General features: G+C 26.4%; 13 protein-coding genes. 5 read left to right on the top strand and 8 right to left on the bottom strand.

The features are described from left to right. The first annotated feature begins 161 nt into the window (after window positions 1-161). Complete coding sequence (locus Q0K52_RS08000; protein ID WP_297298286.1) at window positions 162-1,058, top strand: DMT family transporter; 897 nt, start codon at window positions 162-164, stop codon at window positions 1,056-1,058. Here the strand turns inward: Q0K52_RS08000 and Q0K52_RS07995 are convergent. From Q0K52_RS07995 to Q0K52_RS07975, 5 genes are all read right to left on the bottom strand, one after another. After that, window positions 1,053-1,229 (bottom strand): hypothetical protein, encoded by a 177-nt coding sequence (locus tag Q0K52_RS07995; RefSeq protein WP_297298284.1) that lies wholly within the window; start codon window positions 1,227-1,229, stop codon window positions 1,053-1,055. The genes Q0K52_RS08000 and Q0K52_RS07995 overlap by 6 nt on opposite strands. A gap of 83 nt (window positions 1,230-1,312) precedes the next feature. Continuing rightward, entirely contained in the window at window positions 1,313-2,392 is a 1,080-nt protein-coding gene (locus Q0K52_RS07990; protein ID WP_367270986.1) for a DUF3810 domain-containing protein, read from the bottom strand. 40 nt (window positions 2,393-2,432) lie between these two features. After that, a complete protein-coding gene (locus Q0K52_RS07985; protein WP_297298281.1) occupies window positions 2,433-3,236 on the bottom strand; it encodes a hypothetical protein in 804 nt (267 codons plus the stop codon). A gap of 40 nt (window positions 3,237-3,276) precedes the next feature. Continuing rightward, window positions 3,277-5,676 carry an ATP-binding protein gene (locus Q0K52_RS07980; protein ID WP_297298279.1) on the bottom strand — a complete coding sequence of 800 codons (2,400 nt, stop codon included), beginning with the start codon at window positions 5,674-5,676 and terminating at the stop codon, window positions 3,277-3,279. Window positions 5,677-5,697: 21 nt separating this feature from the next. Further along, complete coding sequence (locus tag Q0K52_RS07975; RefSeq protein ID WP_297298277.1) at window positions 5,698-7,158, bottom strand: alpha-amylase family glycosyl hydrolase; 1,461 nt, start codon at window positions 7,156-7,158, stop codon at window positions 5,698-5,700. 232 nt (window positions 7,159-7,390) lie between these two features. On the opposite strand from Q0K52_RS07975, the gene Q0K52_RS07970 reads away from it, so the two are divergent. Then, window positions 7,391-8,098, top strand: coding sequence for a response regulator (locus Q0K52_RS07970; protein ID WP_297298275.1), 708 nt, complete (start codon window positions 7,391-7,393; stop codon window positions 8,096-8,098). Between the two features lie 24 nt (window positions 8,099-8,122). Continuing rightward, on the top strand, window positions 8,123-8,932 hold the full coding sequence (thiD, locus tag Q0K52_RS07965) for a bifunctional hydroxymethylpyrimidine kinase/phosphomethylpyrimidine kinase (protein ID WP_297298272.1): 810 nt from the start codon (window positions 8,123-8,125) through the stop codon (window positions 8,930-8,932). Between the two features lies 1 nt (window position 8,933). Here the strand turns inward: thiD and Q0K52_RS07960 are convergent, their stop codons facing one another. The 3 genes from Q0K52_RS07960 to Q0K52_RS07950 form a co-directional block, all read right to left on the bottom strand. Next, entirely contained in the window at window positions 8,934-10,808 is a 1,875-nt protein-coding gene (locus tag Q0K52_RS07960) for a site-specific DNA-methyltransferase (RefSeq protein ID WP_297298270.1), read from the bottom strand. Further along, window positions 10,801-13,725 carry a DEAD/DEAH box helicase family protein gene (locus tag Q0K52_RS07955; RefSeq protein ID WP_297298268.1) on the bottom strand — a complete coding sequence of 975 codons (2,925 nt, stop codon included), beginning with the start codon at window positions 13,723-13,725 and terminating at the stop codon, window positions 10,801-10,803. The genes Q0K52_RS07960 and Q0K52_RS07955 overlap by 8 nt, the downstream gene beginning before the upstream one ends. Window positions 13,726-13,800: 75 nt before the next feature. Then, window positions 13,801-14,913, bottom strand: a complete 1,113-nt coding sequence (locus Q0K52_RS07950; protein ID WP_297298266.1) for a hypothetical protein — start codon at window positions 14,911-14,913, stop codon at window positions 13,801-13,803. Window positions 14,914-15,110: 197 nt separating this feature from the next. Here Q0K52_RS07950 and Q0K52_RS07945 point away from each other — a divergent pair, with 197 nt between their 5' ends. Together Q0K52_RS07945 and Q0K52_RS07940 are read left to right on the top strand one after the other, a co-directional pair. Next, window positions 15,111-16,160 carry an ABC transporter substrate-binding protein gene (locus Q0K52_RS07945; protein ID WP_297298264.1) on the top strand — a complete coding sequence of 350 codons (1,050 nt, stop codon included), beginning with the start codon at window positions 15,111-15,113 and terminating at the stop codon, window positions 16,158-16,160. Window positions 16,161-16,177: 17 nt separating this feature from the next. Then, window positions 16,178-17,188, top strand: coding sequence for an ABC transporter substrate-binding protein (locus tag Q0K52_RS07940; RefSeq protein ID WP_297298262.1), 1,011 nt, complete (start codon window positions 16,178-16,180; stop codon window positions 17,186-17,188). Window positions 17,189-17,203: the final 15 nt, after the last annotated feature.

Raw genomic sequence — 17,203 nt, 5'->3', positions numbered from 1 at the left:
TTAAATTATGATACACCTATGTTATACTTTAAAAAACTAAGGAATACTTAATGCAATATGTCTGGCTCCTGTGCATTCAATATCAAAAATATTAATTGACAAATAAATATTTTCATTTAAAATCTTTCAGCTAAATATGAATTTTTTTAGGATAAAACATTATGATAAAAAAGATTATGCCAATATTTCCAATATTAGCTGGAGTTTTATGGGGTGCTACTGGAATATTCATAAGAAAATCAATGGCTTTAGGAATGAACAGTATAACAGTAATATCATCAAAAGTAACTATAGCTTCAATTATAATGATAATATTTATAACTATTTATAATAAGTCATTATTAAAAATAAAATTAAAAGACATATACATATTTATATCGGCTGCTTTGCTTGGCATGTTTGCAGTGAACGTATTCTTTAATGAAAGCGTGCATTTATTATCACTTTCTTTAGCAGCCGTTTTATTAAGCCTATCGCCTATATTTGTACTTATAATGTCATATTTTTTATATAAAGAAAAAATAACAACAATAAAAATTATATCTATGATTCTTGCTTTTTTAGGATGCGTACTTGTAAGCAATGTATTATCATCAAAAATAAATTTATCATTTAGAGGAATAATTAGCGGATTACTTGCCGCATTTTTCTATGCCCTTTACAGCATAATATCAAAAAAAGCATTACAAAAAGGTTATCATTCACTTACAATAACTTTATATGCATTTATATTTATTTCAATTATTATAGCACCATTTACAAACTGGGGATTAATAATAAATTTAGTGAAAAATGATCCTATAAATATTTCTGTATTTATGATAATGCATTCTGTATTGGTGCTTATAATGCCTTATGTATTTTATACTATATCATTTTCATTTATGGATGCTGGAAAGGCATCTATACTTGCATCATGCGAACCTATAGCATCAACTATATTTGGTATAATATTCTTTAATGAAATACCTAATATACCTTCAATTATAGGTATAGCATTAACAGTGACTGCATTAACATTATTAAGTATGCCAAGTAAAAAGAAATTTATATCATAATTTTTTTATCATTTCATCTATATCTTTAGTTCTTGAACTTTTGCAGTATGGACATTTTTGAGGATTAATTTTTAAAATTAAAAAATCTATGGTATTCTTTTTTCTTTTTACAGTGAATCTTCTTTTGCATGATTTGCATTGATAAAAATAAGGAGGTTCATTCAATCTCATAAAATACCCTTAAAATTTAATTCATAAATTTGCCTATATAAAATTAACAAACTGTATTATATTATCGTAAAAAAAATTAAATATTAAAGATAGCCCTTGCTTTTAAAATATAATACTAATAATCTTACAACTCTAGAATAACTTTTTACTCCGTATTGCTGACTATTAGCTTTTAAATAAGTATCATTAACTGTTTGACTTACTTTAGATAAACTTCCTGAATATTGCTGCCAAAATTCATAATATTTTTGCATTTCTTCTTTAATTTCACTATTTAAATTAGCCATTAAATGAGCATAATTTTCATCTCTTTTTACTTCTCCTAAAACATAAAGCAATGCCTCAAAATTAGCAGAATACCTTACAAAAACATCAGAATGTTTAGAACAAGCAATATACGATATAAAATTCGCCTCGTCCTCATAAGCTATTCCTATTTGATGAGCCATTTCATGACCTATAGTAAATGGTAAAGAAACGCTTGGTATAAGTATATTAACATTTGCCTCAGATGTAAAAGGAGAATATATGCCTGTTATTTGTAAATGTAAAAATAGCTTTGATATCATTATAGGTTTCGTTTTTGAATAACTCATTTCAAGAAATTTAAACTCTTCAAATACTTTATTATATTCACTTTCTACAAGTCTGTTTAATACCTGATAATTAGTATTAACTTTTGTATACTTCATTTCACTTTTCAAATCATTAACATTTTTTATTAGTTTCTCAGCTAAATAATAAATATCATTATCTGTAATATTTTTATTATCAGCATAATTTTCTATGATTGGCAATCTATGATAATTCAATCCCCAAAATACTAGAAAAATTATATATATAACAAGAGCTGAACATAATAAAACATATAAAACATTCAATGCAATTATTGATTTCTCTTTTAAAGAATGAATATTATGATTGAAAAAAGATTTTTTTAAAGCTATTACAATAAAAACAATAAATGCTATTATAAATAAAAAAAGTAAAACTTCACCTAAAGAAAAACTAAAATTAGATGATAATTTATTTATACTTCCAGCTATATTTTTGTATATAGTTCTAGAATAGAAATTTTCTATAAAATTTTTAGACATTGTTGTTATTCTTAATAAAACAACAATAAAAATAAGTGATAATATAACAGTAATTTTTACTTTCATCTTAATAAATATTATATAAAAAAAGACTAATTTGTCAAAATTACTTCATCTTTTTGATATCAGCATCTAATTTCTTTTTCCACAAATCATACATTTTTTTCTTTTCTTCAGCTTCTTCAACCTCATTCAAATACACATGTATTCTTCTAAGAGATGCAGTTATATTTAATGCTAATTTCATATCATCTAATCTTTTATCTTGAAGTTCATATTTTGTTCTGTACTGTTCGGCAGATGAGGCTAATAATCTTTTTACTAAATCCATCATTTTTACTCTATATTTATAGCCTTCTAATTCAGGACTTAATTCTTTAATATAAGTCTTAAAATCTATCATATTTTTGCCTAAAATAGCAAATCTGCCTTCTATTTCAACAAAATTCTGAAGCCATTTAGAATTTTCACCATAACAATATTTGAAATAATCTATAATATAACCAAATGAACATAAAAATTCATATTTCCATTGGTCAGTTAATTTTCCTTTAAAATACTCATGAATTTCTTCATTTAGAGAAAGGGAATCGTCAGTATGATTTCCAAAAACCTCCTCTAAAAGCATAATAGCTTTATTTATATAACGTCTTCCGTCATTTAACTGATTATCCGAACGAACATCTATATACTCTATGGCAATATAACAAGTCGTAGCAATATAAGAAGAAGCCTGTATATATAATACAGCCGCATCTATCTTCTTCTCGCAAATAGCAAAATGGTCTTCTAAAAGGAGCAAATCCTTTTCAACCTTTACTAATTTCGATTCAGTACCTGCAAGCAAGTCCTTATATTTATTTTGCATTCTAATACAATCAGCTTTTGCTGCTTCACTTATTTTTGCCATAACTATATCTCCCCAATAATTAATTGTCGGAAAATAATTATTAATTATTTAAACTAACTGGTATAGAAACAAAAAAAGTTGTTACTTTAAAAATATCATTAACACTTTTTAAAACCATACTTCCGCCATGAGCTTCAACTATTCTCTTGGATATGGCAAGTCCTATACCAACACCATGACTTTTTGTAGTAAAGAATGGTGTAAATATCTTCTCTGCTAAATCCGGTTCTATATACGAATTTGTATTTTCCACTATTATATCTATCATAGATTCCCTATAAGCATTATCATCAAATATTACACTAATATAGGAATCTTTATCTCCGTCATTTATAGCATCTATAGCATTGATTACAAGATTAAACACAACTTCATTCATTCTGTCATAATCCCATCTTACAACTTCCTCTTTTGTCATCTTAAGTGCATAAAATTTAATATTCTTACCGCTCTTTTTAATATATTCATTGGAAAGAATAGTTAAATATTTTATCATGTCATCTATTTTTATATTATCAACTTCCAAATTAATACTTTTGGCAAAAGACAAATTCCTTCTCAAATAATTTTCCAAATTCTCTACTTCATTAGCAATTATTTGTGCATAATTCTTTATATTTTCCTCTTTACTTACTTTTACAAGCCTATTAGCAAATCCTGCAATAGGAACTATAAAATTTCTTAAGTTATGAGCCATAGAAGAACTCATCTCTCCTATTATAGCCAAACTTTTTAAATCAAGTAAAGTTTTTTCTGCTGCTTTAAGAGCATTGTTATTTCTTTCCATTTCATTATAAAGTGAAGAATATTCCAAAGCAACAGCCGCCTGCCTGCCGAACATCTTTAAATAATCAAGATCATCTTCAGGAATAGGCTTTCCATTATATGGATTATCTACAACTATCATACCAATACAATTAACAGAATTCATTATAGGAATAATAGCAAAAGGATAATCACCAAATATATCTGTATATTTTCTTATTTGAGTTACAAGTTCATTATTATCCAAATTTATAACACTTATGCTGTTTTTGTTATTAAATACATCATAAAATAATTTACAATTTTCATTATTTGGTATAACTGTATTTAGGAATTTCTGATTCAAATCCCAAGCATCTTCCATACTTCTTTTATCAAAAGAAAGCATTAATTTCTCTCTTAAAGCAAATTTTTCTAAATTCTGCATATTACTCCATATAATACCTGCATCATGTGCATTCTTCGGAGCAACACACATACGTCCCCTAAATACATTAAACTCTTTATCATAAAGAAATGCAAACGCTCTATTAAAAGCAAATACATCTCCTATTGTAGTAATAGTTAAAAGCAAAAATAATATATCTTCTGTTTTAGAACGGGCTAATAAAATATTACTTATATCATACAATGTATTTAAACGAGACATATGTTTTAAATTCTTCTCATTAGCCTTGCTTAACTCTATTATATTATAATGCTCTGAAATTCTGCTTGATATATTGGCAAGCAAAGGATTAAATAAATTAAGATCCTCTAAATCAAAATCGCCTAAAGGATTAACTGCATCAGGAATTTTATCTATAACAACAATATACCCTATACAGCCTTTTTTTACTGGTATTCTATTAAATAATACAGATCTATTTATAACCCCTTCAAATTTTTTATAATGTTTATCTTTTGATACATTATTTACAAAAAATATATTATTTTCCCAATATTCCTCAACATAAATCTCGTCTTCAAATATTGAGTAATCAAAATCTTCCGGAAAACCATAACTTGATCTAGTATATAAATTATTATTTTCATATCTAAGTCTGATAAAAGCCTTACTGGCAGTGAAAATATTAGCGACATCTGTAGCTAAATGATTTAAATTATTCTCAAATTCATCTACATCGCTTAATTTTAAATATAATTCTCTAAGCAGCTTTAATTGCTTATCTCTTTCTTTATATGTTACACTTTGAAGAACATTATTAGCATATACTGCAAAATGACCTATAACATTTTTTATCTCTGAAACTATACTTTCATAAAAATTTATTTTATTTTCTTTATTTCTGAAAACAATAACACCTATAGGATTTGCATAAAAGAATATAGGAAGAACAGCCATAGAGCTATAATTTGAAAACACATCAATATCTGTATGATTAATATTTTCACCTATAAAGATTTTTTGATCATATAATACATCTTTACAGTGAGAGGCTTCTATATGAAAATCCACTTTACATACATAGTACCTATCTATACCATATACGCCTCTTAATATAAGATAATCTCCTTTAGGAAAATATACCTCACCGCAATCAAAACCATAATATTGACAAGTTTTCTCTAAAAACAAATCAACAACTCTATCTATCTCATTTGTATTTTCAGCAAAAAGAAGCCCCATAGATAGATCTAAAAAAAAGCTGTCTATTGATTTTCTCTCTTCCATAAAAAACGCCTTCCATAATAATTATATACTGCTGCTGTCTGTATCAAATAAACTTTTTTCTGTCACTTTAAATATTTTTAATTCATAAGGTAAAATTTTTATAGTATCGGTAATACTACCTATAATATTATCAAATGATATATCTTCCTTTATGCCATATTTTAAAGTATCTAATTCTTCTTCTTTAGATGTGATATTAACAATCACTAAAACTCTGTCTTTACCATCTAAACTATATTTATAAAATTTCCTAAAAGGATCCTTTTTCTCCTCTTTTTCCTGATTATCATTGCAATCATTATTTTGATTATTTTCGTTTTCTTTTTTTAATTCTTCTAATCTCTTTTTTTCTTCTATATCAATAGAAACTATTTTACCGCAATTGGCAAGTATATCATTTGCTTTTACATAATCAGTCATATTTTTTATATATTCAGCTAAATCATAGCTGATATTTTCATAATCTTTTTCACTTCCGCCAACTACATTGCATCTATTTATAAAACCATATTCATCACCTGTAGTTATCATCCACATATCACATACTATTGCTGTAAATAGCATAGTTTGCTTTACTTTCCAAATATTGCCGTCATATTCTGTAATAAGTCTTTTAGTATCATGATTACTAGGAAAAGCTATTTGTTTAGATTTTTCTCTAGCCAAATCATATTGCTCAATAAACCAGTCACCCTCATAATCCCACCATTTAGCACTGCTTGCAATATAATCAAAACCAGCTTTTATTAAATTTTTAGTATCTTTAACTGGGCAGCCTAAACTTTCAGCGAAAAATATAACATCTTTATTGATTTTTTTAGCATTATCTATCAGATATTTCCATAATTCTTTAGGCACTTTATAGGCAGCATCACATCTGAAACCGCTGAATCCTAAATCAAGATTATGTTTTACAAGATCATTCCAATAATTCCATATAGGATTTAATATTTCATCACATAAGATAATTTCTTCATCATCTTCTTTATTTTCTTCATTATTATCTTTATGTTCTTCATTATTATCTTTATGTTCTTCTTCTTTCTTGTTAGGATCCATCTCATTATTAAATACAGCTAAATCACCCCACTCTACCCATTTGCCGTTATCCCAAGCTCCAGGGGACTGCAGTACACCGTCTTTAGTTTTATACCATTCAAAATGTTCTTCTACTAAATTACAGTCTTTAGATGAATGATTAATAACTAAGTCTATCATCACTTTAATATTATTTTTATTGCAATAAGAAATGAAATCTTTCAATTCTTTTTCTGCTATGTCTTGATCTGAACTGCTGAAAAATGAAGAATTATACTTATAATAGTACTTTGTAGCATACAAACTACCACTAAAACCAGGGTATGTGATAGGATTTACATATACCCACTCGAATCCCATAGCCTTTATCCTATCAATATGGCTATACCAATTTTTTATATGCCCAAGAAGCGGCGGAAACAAATTATATCCTGATACTCTCATTCTTATAATTATATACAAATAATAAAAAAAAACAACTTTTTATCATTTTTTTATAAATAAAATATAATAATATTTTTTAATTTGATATATAATATACTTTCAAGTACATTATATAAAATAATTTTATGATAATTATTAATATATACAATATGATTAGCTATTTATATATTATTGATTTTAATTGTTTCTATATATATAATAATAATAAATAATATAATTTTCAGGTGATATTATGCGAGTATTAGTTTACGATTCATCTTTACAAACAAGAGACAGTCTTATAAGCATTCTTATAACAGCAGGATATGAAGTAGTAGCTGTGAAAGATAAAAATAGTATTTTGCCTATGTTTGGTAAATTACCTTTTACAGTGGCTATTATAGAAGTTGATGAGAAGGACTCTGAAATGGCTGATATCCTTGAAAAAATTTATTTAGATGACAGATACAGCGGTGTGCATGTAATAGTTCATGTAAGCGAGCCAAGCAAAGAATTTTTCAGCAAAATGATGAGAATAGGAATTGCCGGTTTCTTATTAAAACCTTTTAATGAAAAAGATTTTCTAAATAGATTTAATTTATTATTAGAAAAAGCCAATATTAAACCTAAAAAATTAAAACATATAGTTATAAACAATTTGGATAATTTTAAACTTGTATTCAGACATGATGGTGTAAGACAGATACTGCATGGTATGATAATAGAAATGTCCCCTGTAGGTTTAAAATTTATTATGCCTCCTGAAGAAGCTAGCCTAGAAATTGGACATATTATAAAAAATGCTTCTATGGCTATCAATGCTTATAAAATAAATTTTTCTATAAGTATATCAGAAAAAATAGGCAATGAATATATTGGAAAATTTGAGGACTTATCAGCATTTAATACTAAATTAATATGTAAATTTATATATGATAAATATTCTGAAAAATTAAAATAAAAATTAAATATTGGGAGTTTGTTTATGATAAAAGCTTTAACTATAGCAGGATTTGACGGTTCAGGCGGAGCTGGAATACAAGCGGATTTAAAAACATTTTCGGCTTTAGGCTGTTATGGAATGTGTGTACTTACTGCCCTACCCGTTCAGAATACTCAAGGTGTGAGGAATTGTTATGGTATAGAGCTTAAGGCTATAGAAGAACAGCTTTACTGTATATTTGATGATATTATACCTGATGCCATCAAGATAGGAATGTTATTCAATAGCGATATAATAAAATTAGTAGCCGATTTTCTAACTAAGAATGCCCAAAACATACCTATAATAGTTGATCCTGTTATGGTAGCGAAAAGCGGAGACAGGCTATTATTAGAGGAAGCAGTTGCCAGTCTAAAAAGCCGTATACTTCCAATAGCTACTGTAATCACTCCGAACATACCGGAAGCTGAAGATTTAACATCAAAGAAAATACAAACCGATGAAGATATGCTTAATGCTGCCAATGATATATTAAATATGGGAGCGAAAAATGTTATGCTTAAGGGCGGACATTTAGAAGGCGAATTATCAAGGGATTTATTCATAAACAAAGAAAGTCATGAATTTTTAGATGCCATTAGAATAGACACAAAGAACACTCATGGCACAGGCTGTACATTATCAGCAGCGATTTGCAGTTACATAGCACATGGCAAAACACCTATTGAGGCCTGCAAACTAGCCAAAGACTATTTATTCAATGCTATACAAGCAGCAAAAGTTGACAGTGTTGGAAAAGGTCATGGCCCAGTACATCATTTCTATGCCGCTTGGAAACATTTAAATATATAGTTTATAAAACAATTTTTACATTATCTTTATACTGCTGTAAAGAAACATTAATGGTAACAGTCCAGCCATCAATATATACCATACCGCTTTCTATCATATCTTTAAATTTCTGTTTGTTCTCATCATTTTTTATAAGAATTTCAGAATTGGTAATATAATACCTTTTTATATTATCCTCTTCTATCATATAAGCACAATTTTCTATAATAGGTGTAAGTTTAGAAACTGGAGAGTTTAAACCGATATTAATAATCATATTGTATATTCTGCTTAAATCAGTTACTCCATTTAATAAAAGTATAATCTGCTTGTTTTCATCTTCTTTTTCAATATTGACATCATGCAAATCAAAAACTTTATATCCTATATCTATTTTTTTATCATCAAACATATCATTGCTTTCTTTTAAAGTTTTAAGTATTTTATCGCCAGCCCTATTAACACGTTCAACAGTAATTGAAGAAATAACAGGCACAAAGTTATTATCAATACAAAAATCATAAGCAGCCGATTTTTCTTTTTTAATTTCCTCATCAATCTGACAAAGAATAAATTTTCTGTTTCCTCCATCTTCAGCATTAAGCTCCATCACAGCATGTGCAGTAGTGCCAGACCCAGCGAAAAAGTCAAGGACTATATCATCATCTTGACAATTATTAATATTCAATAAGATTTTTATTAAATCATTAGATTTTGGATTTTCAAATACTTTAAGATCATCAAATAATTCCTTTAATTTTTTATCTCCTAATGGATTACCTCCTGTTTCATCATAATAAAAAATTGATCGTGGTACTAAACCATCTTGTACATCTGTTAAAAATCTCTTTATAGTTGGATAACTATCTCCATTTCCCCAATAAATTCTATTTTCTTCTACATGCTTTTTGAAATTTTCTTCACTTAATCTCCAACTTTGATTCTTAGGTTTTTCTAAAATAATGCCATTAGGTTTTGTTATTTTATAATCAGCATCATAATGGTGATTGGCATATATTGGAATTGAAATCCAAAGTCCTCTTGGGTCATTATCTGGATTTTTATAACCTGATAAATCTTTTCTTTTTATTAATGCTCTATCCCATAATTCTTTATTTTTTGAATATATCAAAACATAATCATGAGACATAGAAAAAAATTTAGCAGAATTTTTTCTAATTTTTACTGTTTCATTTATAGCACAAACTATAAAATTATCTTCACCGAAAATCTCGTCGCATAAAAGTTTAAGATTAGCTTGTTCATTATCATCTATGCTTATAAAAATGGCTCCATCATCTGTTAATAAATCTCTTGCTAATTTTAATCTAGGATACATAAATGTAAGCCAGCCGTTATGGGATTTTTTACTTTTTTTGAATATAAACTCCATTCTGTCATATTCTTCTTTGCCTATATCCTGAAGTCCTAATGCTTCAAGTTCTTCTTTATCAAATCTATCTGGGTATAAAAAATTATCTGAATTTGTATTATAAGGAGGATCTATATATATGCATTTTATTTTACTGCTGTAGTATTTTTTTAATATCTTTAATGAGTCTAAATTATCGCCTTTTATTATGATGTTTTCTGTTTCATCAAAATTCTTACTTAATTTTTCATTTATACTCAATTCTTTTTCTGTTTTTTGTCTATATTTAGCTTTTGCCAAATTTCTGCCTATGAAGTTTAAACCGTATCCATTTTCTTTATAGGCTATTGCTGACTTGCTATTTAAAACTCTTTTCAATTCTTCAATATTTATTTCACTGTTTTTATAGATAGAAGGATAATTATTTTTTAAAAACTCTAAAAGATTATTTTGTTCTTCGTCTATTATTTCTCTGCCCTCTATTACCTCAAATCCTTGCTTTTCAAATTCTTCCTTTTTAGTCATTTTTTATTACCTCCTCTATCATATCATAAAGCTGTGATTTATTTATTCTTTTTTTATAGTACACTTTTACATCACTTGAATTATTTTTATTTAGTTTCTCAAAAAACCTATAGGCAAAATCTATTTTTGACTTTTCATCTGCTGGTATGTCTTCTTCTGTATTATAGCCTTTGCTTTCAACTATTAAAAATATTTTTTTGCTGTCTTCTCTTTCTACTGCATAACAGAAATCAGGACTATAATTGCCTAAAGGTGTAGGTATTGAAAGTTTTGGCATTTTAGCAAATATTTTTATATTCTTTATTTTTGGATCATCAAGTATTATACTTCTTTCAAACATGCTGTCATATTCTATAATGTCTTCAAATATCCATTCTTCCTTTAAACTAAAATTATCTGCTTTTTCCTGATTCTTTCCAAGACTTCCAGCTTCTAATTCATTTTTGAAATTTCCTTTTTTATCATACATTATATTAGGCTTTATTTTACCATCTACAAAATTATATTCAATAAGTGTTTTCATATCTCCTATTAAAGCATTTTTTATTATAGATAATATTTCAGCCTTAGCATAATTAATATTGCTTTCTATTTTTTCTTTTAATTCTTTATTTATACCGTTTAATATTTTTACTATAAACGATATTGGCATTTTGGATTTTTCTGCTAATTCTCTAGCTAAAAATACATAATCAATATTTTCTCTATACTCATGAGAAGATAATATTTCTTTATTTATAGAATTATCCTTTTCTAAATTGTCTATATCCCAAATTAATTTTATTGTTTTAAGAGATTTTATTTCTACATCCAATTTGTTGATTTTTTCTATTATAGAATTTAATAATATTTCTTCATTCTTTTCATTTAACTCATTTATATAATAATATGCTTCTTTAGATATAAAATCCCATAACTTTTTAAAATCTTCTATTTTTTCATTTTTTATTTTTATATTTTTTCTTTCTCTTAATTTATTTCCGTTTGTAATATAATGCTCCATATCCTCATCAAAAATTTTATAAGCATATTCAAGCATTAATTTTTCTTCTTTATCTGTAATTTGATTTTTTAATTCGGAAAGTTTATTAAAATAGTCATCTGCTTTTTTATAAATATCAAGTCCTTTATCATCAACCTTTTCTAAATCTATTATTAAATTATAATTTAATAAAAACTTTTCAAACTTACGTATATTAGTTTCTATATTGTTAGCCTGTAACCTGCTGTTTAAATCTGTTCTTGTAAACTCATCATACAAAACCGATGAATTATCAACAATTTCTTTTTGTAAGCTTTCAATAAAATCTGCCTCATCTCCTGAAACAACTACATCTAAATTATTAATATTCCAAAAACTATTTTTATCTTTGAATGTATCTATAGTTAATCTTTCACCTTTCTGATTAACGCATATTCTTAATCCTCTTCCAACCTGCTGTATTTTTGAAGTATGGCTTCCTCTATTGCTTAATTTGCAAATAGTAAATACATTAGGATTATCCCAGCCTTCCTGCAATGCCCAAACAGAAAATATAAATCTAGTCTGTGTTTCAAATGATAATAATTTTTCTTTTGATTTTAATATTAAATCTACTCCCTTTCTTATTTTTTCATCATCATTTCCTTTATCGCCTGAAAAATATCCTTCATGAACTTTTAATTGTCCGTCTTGATAGTCATTTTCTAAATATTTTAAATACTCTTTATATTCTTCCTTATCTTTTATTTCATTTATAATTTTTTCTCTAATTATTTTATATTCTTCTTCAAATATCTTTTTTATATCTGTATATTTTTCTGCATCTTCTAAATCTCTTCTATATTCTGCAATATACCTTATAAAAAATAATGATAAAGCCTTAATCCCCTTAAGAAATAATTTTTTTTCTTTTTCAAAATGAAGTTCTATACTTTCTTTTATCATAAATCGTATATTATCTTCTTCTAATAAATATTCAGCAAAATATTGTTCTCCATCAGATAATATTATATTAGACTCTTTACTATCTTTTTTTTCATAATTTATTTTTATTATTTCTTCACCGTTAAATTTATCTCCTACTTTTAAATCTTTATAAATAATTTCACTATTAATATTGCTTTTAATTTTTACTATATCTTTTTCTATAGATAAAATTATATCTTTATTGTTGGAAGTTTCATTATAATATACTGTAATTTTTTTTACCAAGTTTTTTTTGAATGATGATACCCCATCGAGTTTATATGCTATATTTGAAAGTTCTACTATATGATCTTTTTTATCTTTACTTTTTGGGAAAGTGGCCCCAAATCTCAAAAAATAATTATTAAATCCTCTAAAATTTTTATAGAATGCTTCACCAGCAAATTTATGCGGTTCATCAATAATGATAATAGGATTAATATTCTTTAAGGCATCAAGATAAGTTTTTCCTTCTTTATTAAATAAGTCTTTTTCTATTAATCTATTTAATTTTTTGTCTTGACTATTAAAAGAATGAGGAGTTAATACTAATGCTGAAAAATTATCATCATTTAAAAATCTTTCTATAACAGATATAGAACCATCGTATATATTAACATCTATCTCTCTTTCTCTGAAATTTGAATATATAGATTTAAAATAGTCTTTTGTTATCTCAAAATTTTTTTTAGTACCTTCTCTTATTGCTAAAGATGGTACTAATATAATAAATTTGTTATATCCGAAATTATGATTAAGTTCAAACATAGTTTTAATATATGTAAAGGTTTTTCCAGTACCTGTTTCCATCAATATATCTATGTTTTTATTATTAGATATTTTCTCTTGCTTAATACATTGATTTAATGCATACTCAAAGCCAAATCCTTCTTTCAAATCATTGAATATTGATATTATATTGCGTATGCATTCTTCTTGATATTTTTGTTCTGTAAATTGTAACTGCATTATTTAACTTCTCTAAATTATTGTATACTATTACATTAACAATATATCGGAAGTTTACATAATATCTTAAGTTTTTTACTTCTTCTTAGGCAAATGCTTTATAATCTGACCTTCAAGCTGTATTGATTTCTGCTTCGCATCATAGCCCAAAATCTTGCCGTAAACTTCTATATAGTTTTTAGCTTCTAATGTTACAGTTACATTCACTATTAAATCAGCAACGCCTGCAATGTCTTTTTCATTTACATCATAGATTAATATTCTAGCTTTCTTTTTTGGAATACCGTCTACATTAGTTTGAGTTACTCTGTTTACATCAGCTTTCCACTTTACATATCCGCCATTGTATAATTCATAATTTTCAACAACTGTTAAATAGTCTGGACTCTCTTTGAAAATGTTATAGTCCGGTGCTATTACAAATTCTTTAAGAACTCTGAATCTCTCTTTTAAATATTCGTTTATATCGCTTTTTAATGCTCCGTTTATTATCATAACTGCTTCATTTACTGAGGCACTTCTCATATTCTTTTTTGCTTTATCAAACATCTCTGCTACTTCACGAGGCGAATATGTAGGACTTTTTGCACTGTCTGGAATTTTTCCTTCTTCTAATCCCTCAAATAAATATACATTCTCTAATTTCTCTCTTAATTCTTTTTGATCTTTATCAAGAAGTACATATCTTATTTTAGGGTAAAGTCTGTCTATAGCAATATATGATGCAAATGTAAGTACAAATGCTATTGGTATAAGAACTAAAAATCTTGATATTGATACTTTTTTCTTACCAAGTAAATATGCTCTAGGATTAATTTCATCTCCTCTTGCATTATTGGTTAAAAATCTTATTCTCTCAAGATTGTCTTTTGCTATTTTATTTTCAGGCTCTAAATCTAATATTCTGAAATATTCTCTTAAAGCATTTTCCCTATGTCCATTATGCAAACTTACATAAGCTTTTGCAAGCATTCCATTAATACAAAAACTATCTTCCCTAAGTGATTTTCTTGAAAGTTCATCTGCTCCGTAAAAATCTTTTAAAAATATATCAGCAAATGCAAGCATAGCAAGAGCCTCTGCATCATTAGCTAATTTTGATTTATTATTAAGAAGAAATTCCTTTGCCTTTTTATATTTCTTTTTTTTAATTAAAGTATATGCTATGTCTGCTATTTTACTTTTCATAATATAGATTATAGTCCTATTTTTAATATGTTAACATAATTATCGATATTATGATAACTTATATTAGCATTTTTTTATTATGTAAACTTATATTCACTATAATTATGAAAAAAGCAACTATTTTTTTATTGACAAAAACACAATATAATATATTTTATTGTAAAACAAATTCTTAAAATAATATGTAGGAAAAACATATGAAATATTTTAACTACCTAATAAAAGCAATCATTGTTTTGTCAATTTTTGCTTCAATATTCTCATGCAATAATAATAAATCAGAAAACAAAGAACAAAAATCTTCATTAGTTATATACTCACCAGCTTCAAGGGATTTTATAGATCCATTAATAGAGGACTTCAAAAAAAGAAATCCTGATATAGATGTAGAAATAATAATAGCTGGTACAGGTGAATTAATAAAAAGAATAGAAACAGAAAAAAATGACCCATTATGTGATATTTTAATGGCAGCTAATATTAATTTAGTAAAGAACAATAAAGATTTATTTGAAAATTACACAAGCACCAATGAAGAATATATACATGATAGTTATAAAAATATTGAAGGCTCTATGACTAGATTTATGATAAGTCCTAGTGTTTTAATAGTTAATACTAATCTTGTAGGCGATATAAAAATAGAAGGATATAAAGATTTAATTAACCCTGAACTAAAAGGAAAAATAGCATTCAATGATCCTGCTACTTCTTCCTCATCTTTCAAACATTTAGTTACTATACTTTATACAATGGGAACTTATGATACTAATAAAGGTTGGGATTATATAAGTCAATTATGTACAAATTTATACGGTAAGTTATTAACAGGTTCTTCAGCAGTATATAAAGGTGTTGCTGACGGAGAATACACTGTAGGACTTACTTTTGAAAATGCTGCTGCTAATTATGTTTCTGCTGGTTCTCCTGTAAAATTAGTATATATGAAAGAAGGTGTTATAATGGAGCCTGCTGGAATATATATTATTAAAAATGCTAAAAATTTAGAGAATGCTAAAAAATTTGTAGATTATATAACAAGCTTTGATACTCAGAAAAAAATGAATGATGAACTCAATGCAAGAGCTGTAAGAAAAGATTTAGGACCTTCTCCTGTATTGGTAAATATAAACGACATTAATGCAATTACCAAAAATGAAGAATTAGAAAATATAGATAAATTAGTTGAAGAAAATCAAGAAGCTTGGTTGGAAAAATTTAAAGATATAATCACTTCAACACTATAAATATAAGGAATAAAATAATGAAAAAGATTATAATATTATTTTTATTATCATTAACAACAATGGTATCAATTTTTTCATGTTCAAAAAAAGAAGAAAATACTAATAGTTTAGTTATATATACCCCTGCAACTAGATTCTTTATAGACAGATTAGTTGAAGATTTCAAACAAAAAAATCCTGATATAAATGTAGAAATAATAATAGCAGGCACAGCCGAAATAATAAAAAGAATAGATGCTGAAAAGAATGATCCTTTAGGTGATATATTTTTTGCTGCTAATGAAAACATATTAAAATATAATTCTAATCTTTTTGAAGAATATGTTTCAACAAATGCTGACAATATATATGATGATTATAGAAGTAAAGAAAAATACATCACAGGTTTTATGCTTAGTCCAAGCGTATTAATAGTGAATACTAATTTAATAAAAGATATAAAAATTGAAGGATATGCTGATTTGCTTAATCCTGCTTTGAAAGGAAAAATAGCTTTTAATGATCCTACTACTTCATCATCATCTTTTGAACAATTAGTAAATATGCTTTATTCTATGGGAAACGGAAATCCTGATAATGGCTGGGAATATGTACAAAAATTATATGCCAATTTAGACGGAAAACTTTTAAGCAGTTCTTCAGCAGTGTATAAAGGTGTTGCTGATAGTGAGTATGCAGTAGGACTTACATTTGAAAGTGCAGCTGCTAACTATATACATACAGGTTCGCCTATAGAAGTTGTATATATGAAAGAAGGTGTTTTAACTAAAGCACATTCTATGGCCATAATAAAAAATGCTAAACATCTAGAAAATGCTAAAAGATTTGTAGACTATGTAACAAGTTATGATGCTCAAAAAATTATTAATGATGAATTATTTACAAGAGCTATAATAAAGAATTTAGAAGGTTCTCAAATACTTATACCTCTTGAACAAATAAATGATATTAAAGAAGATGAAGAAAAAGTTGATGCTAATAAAGATGCTTGGCTTGAAAAATTTAAAAATATAGTTACTGGTGCATAAATAACTTGTAATTAA

The organism is uncultured Brachyspira sp., assembly GCF_944390845.1.
In the GTDB taxonomy this organism is placed as follows: domain Bacteria; phylum Spirochaetota; class Brachyspiria; order Brachyspirales; family Brachyspiraceae; genus Brachyspira; species Brachyspira pulli.
This window is presented reverse-complemented; position numbering and strand designations above follow the sequence as displayed.

What these genes read in the sequence shown, in the direction of transcription:
- Q0K52_RS08000 (WP_297298286.1), top strand. Translation starts at nt 162, where the DNA reads ATGATAAAAAAGATTATGCCAATATTTCCAATATTAGCTGGAGTTTTA.
- Q0K52_RS07995 (WP_297298284.1), bottom strand. Translation starts at nt 1,229, where the DNA reads ATGAGATTGAATGAACCTCCTTATTTTTATCAATGCAAATCATGCAAA.
- Q0K52_RS07990 (WP_367270986.1), bottom strand. Translation starts at nt 2,392, where the DNA reads ATGAAAGTAAAAATTACTGTTATATTATCACTTATTTTTATTGTTGTT.
- Q0K52_RS07985 (WP_297298281.1), bottom strand. Translation starts at nt 3,236, where the DNA reads ATGGCAAAAATAAGTGAAGCAGCAAAAGCTGATTGTATTAGAATGCAA.
- Q0K52_RS07980 (WP_297298279.1), bottom strand. Translation starts at nt 5,676, where the DNA reads ATGGAAGAGAGAAAATCAATAGACAGCTTTTTTTTAGATCTATCTATG.
- Q0K52_RS07975 (WP_297298277.1), bottom strand. Translation starts at nt 7,158, where the DNA reads ATGAGAGTATCAGGATATAATTTGTTTCCGCCGCTTCTTGGGCATATA.
- Q0K52_RS07970 (WP_297298275.1), top strand. Translation starts at nt 7,391, where the DNA reads ATGCGAGTATTAGTTTACGATTCATCTTTACAAACAAGAGACAGTCTT.
- thiD (WP_297298272.1), top strand. Translation starts at nt 8,123, where the DNA reads ATGATAAAAGCTTTAACTATAGCAGGATTTGACGGTTCAGGCGGAGCT.
- Q0K52_RS07960 (WP_297298270.1), bottom strand. Translation starts at nt 10,808, where the DNA reads ATGACTAAAAAGGAAGAATTTGAAAAGCAAGGATTTGAGGTAATAGAG.
- Q0K52_RS07955 (WP_297298268.1), bottom strand. Translation starts at nt 13,725, where the DNA reads ATGCAGTTACAATTTACAGAACAAAAATATCAAGAAGAATGCATACGC.
- Q0K52_RS07950 (WP_297298266.1), bottom strand. Translation starts at nt 14,913, where the DNA reads ATGAAAAGTAAAATAGCAGACATAGCATATACTTTAATTAAAAAAAAG.
- Q0K52_RS07945 (WP_297298264.1), top strand. Translation starts at nt 15,111, where the DNA reads ATGAAATATTTTAACTACCTAATAAAAGCAATCATTGTTTTGTCAATT.
- Q0K52_RS07940 (WP_297298262.1), top strand. Translation starts at nt 16,178, where the DNA reads ATGAAAAAGATTATAATATTATTTTTATTATCATTAACAACAATGGTA.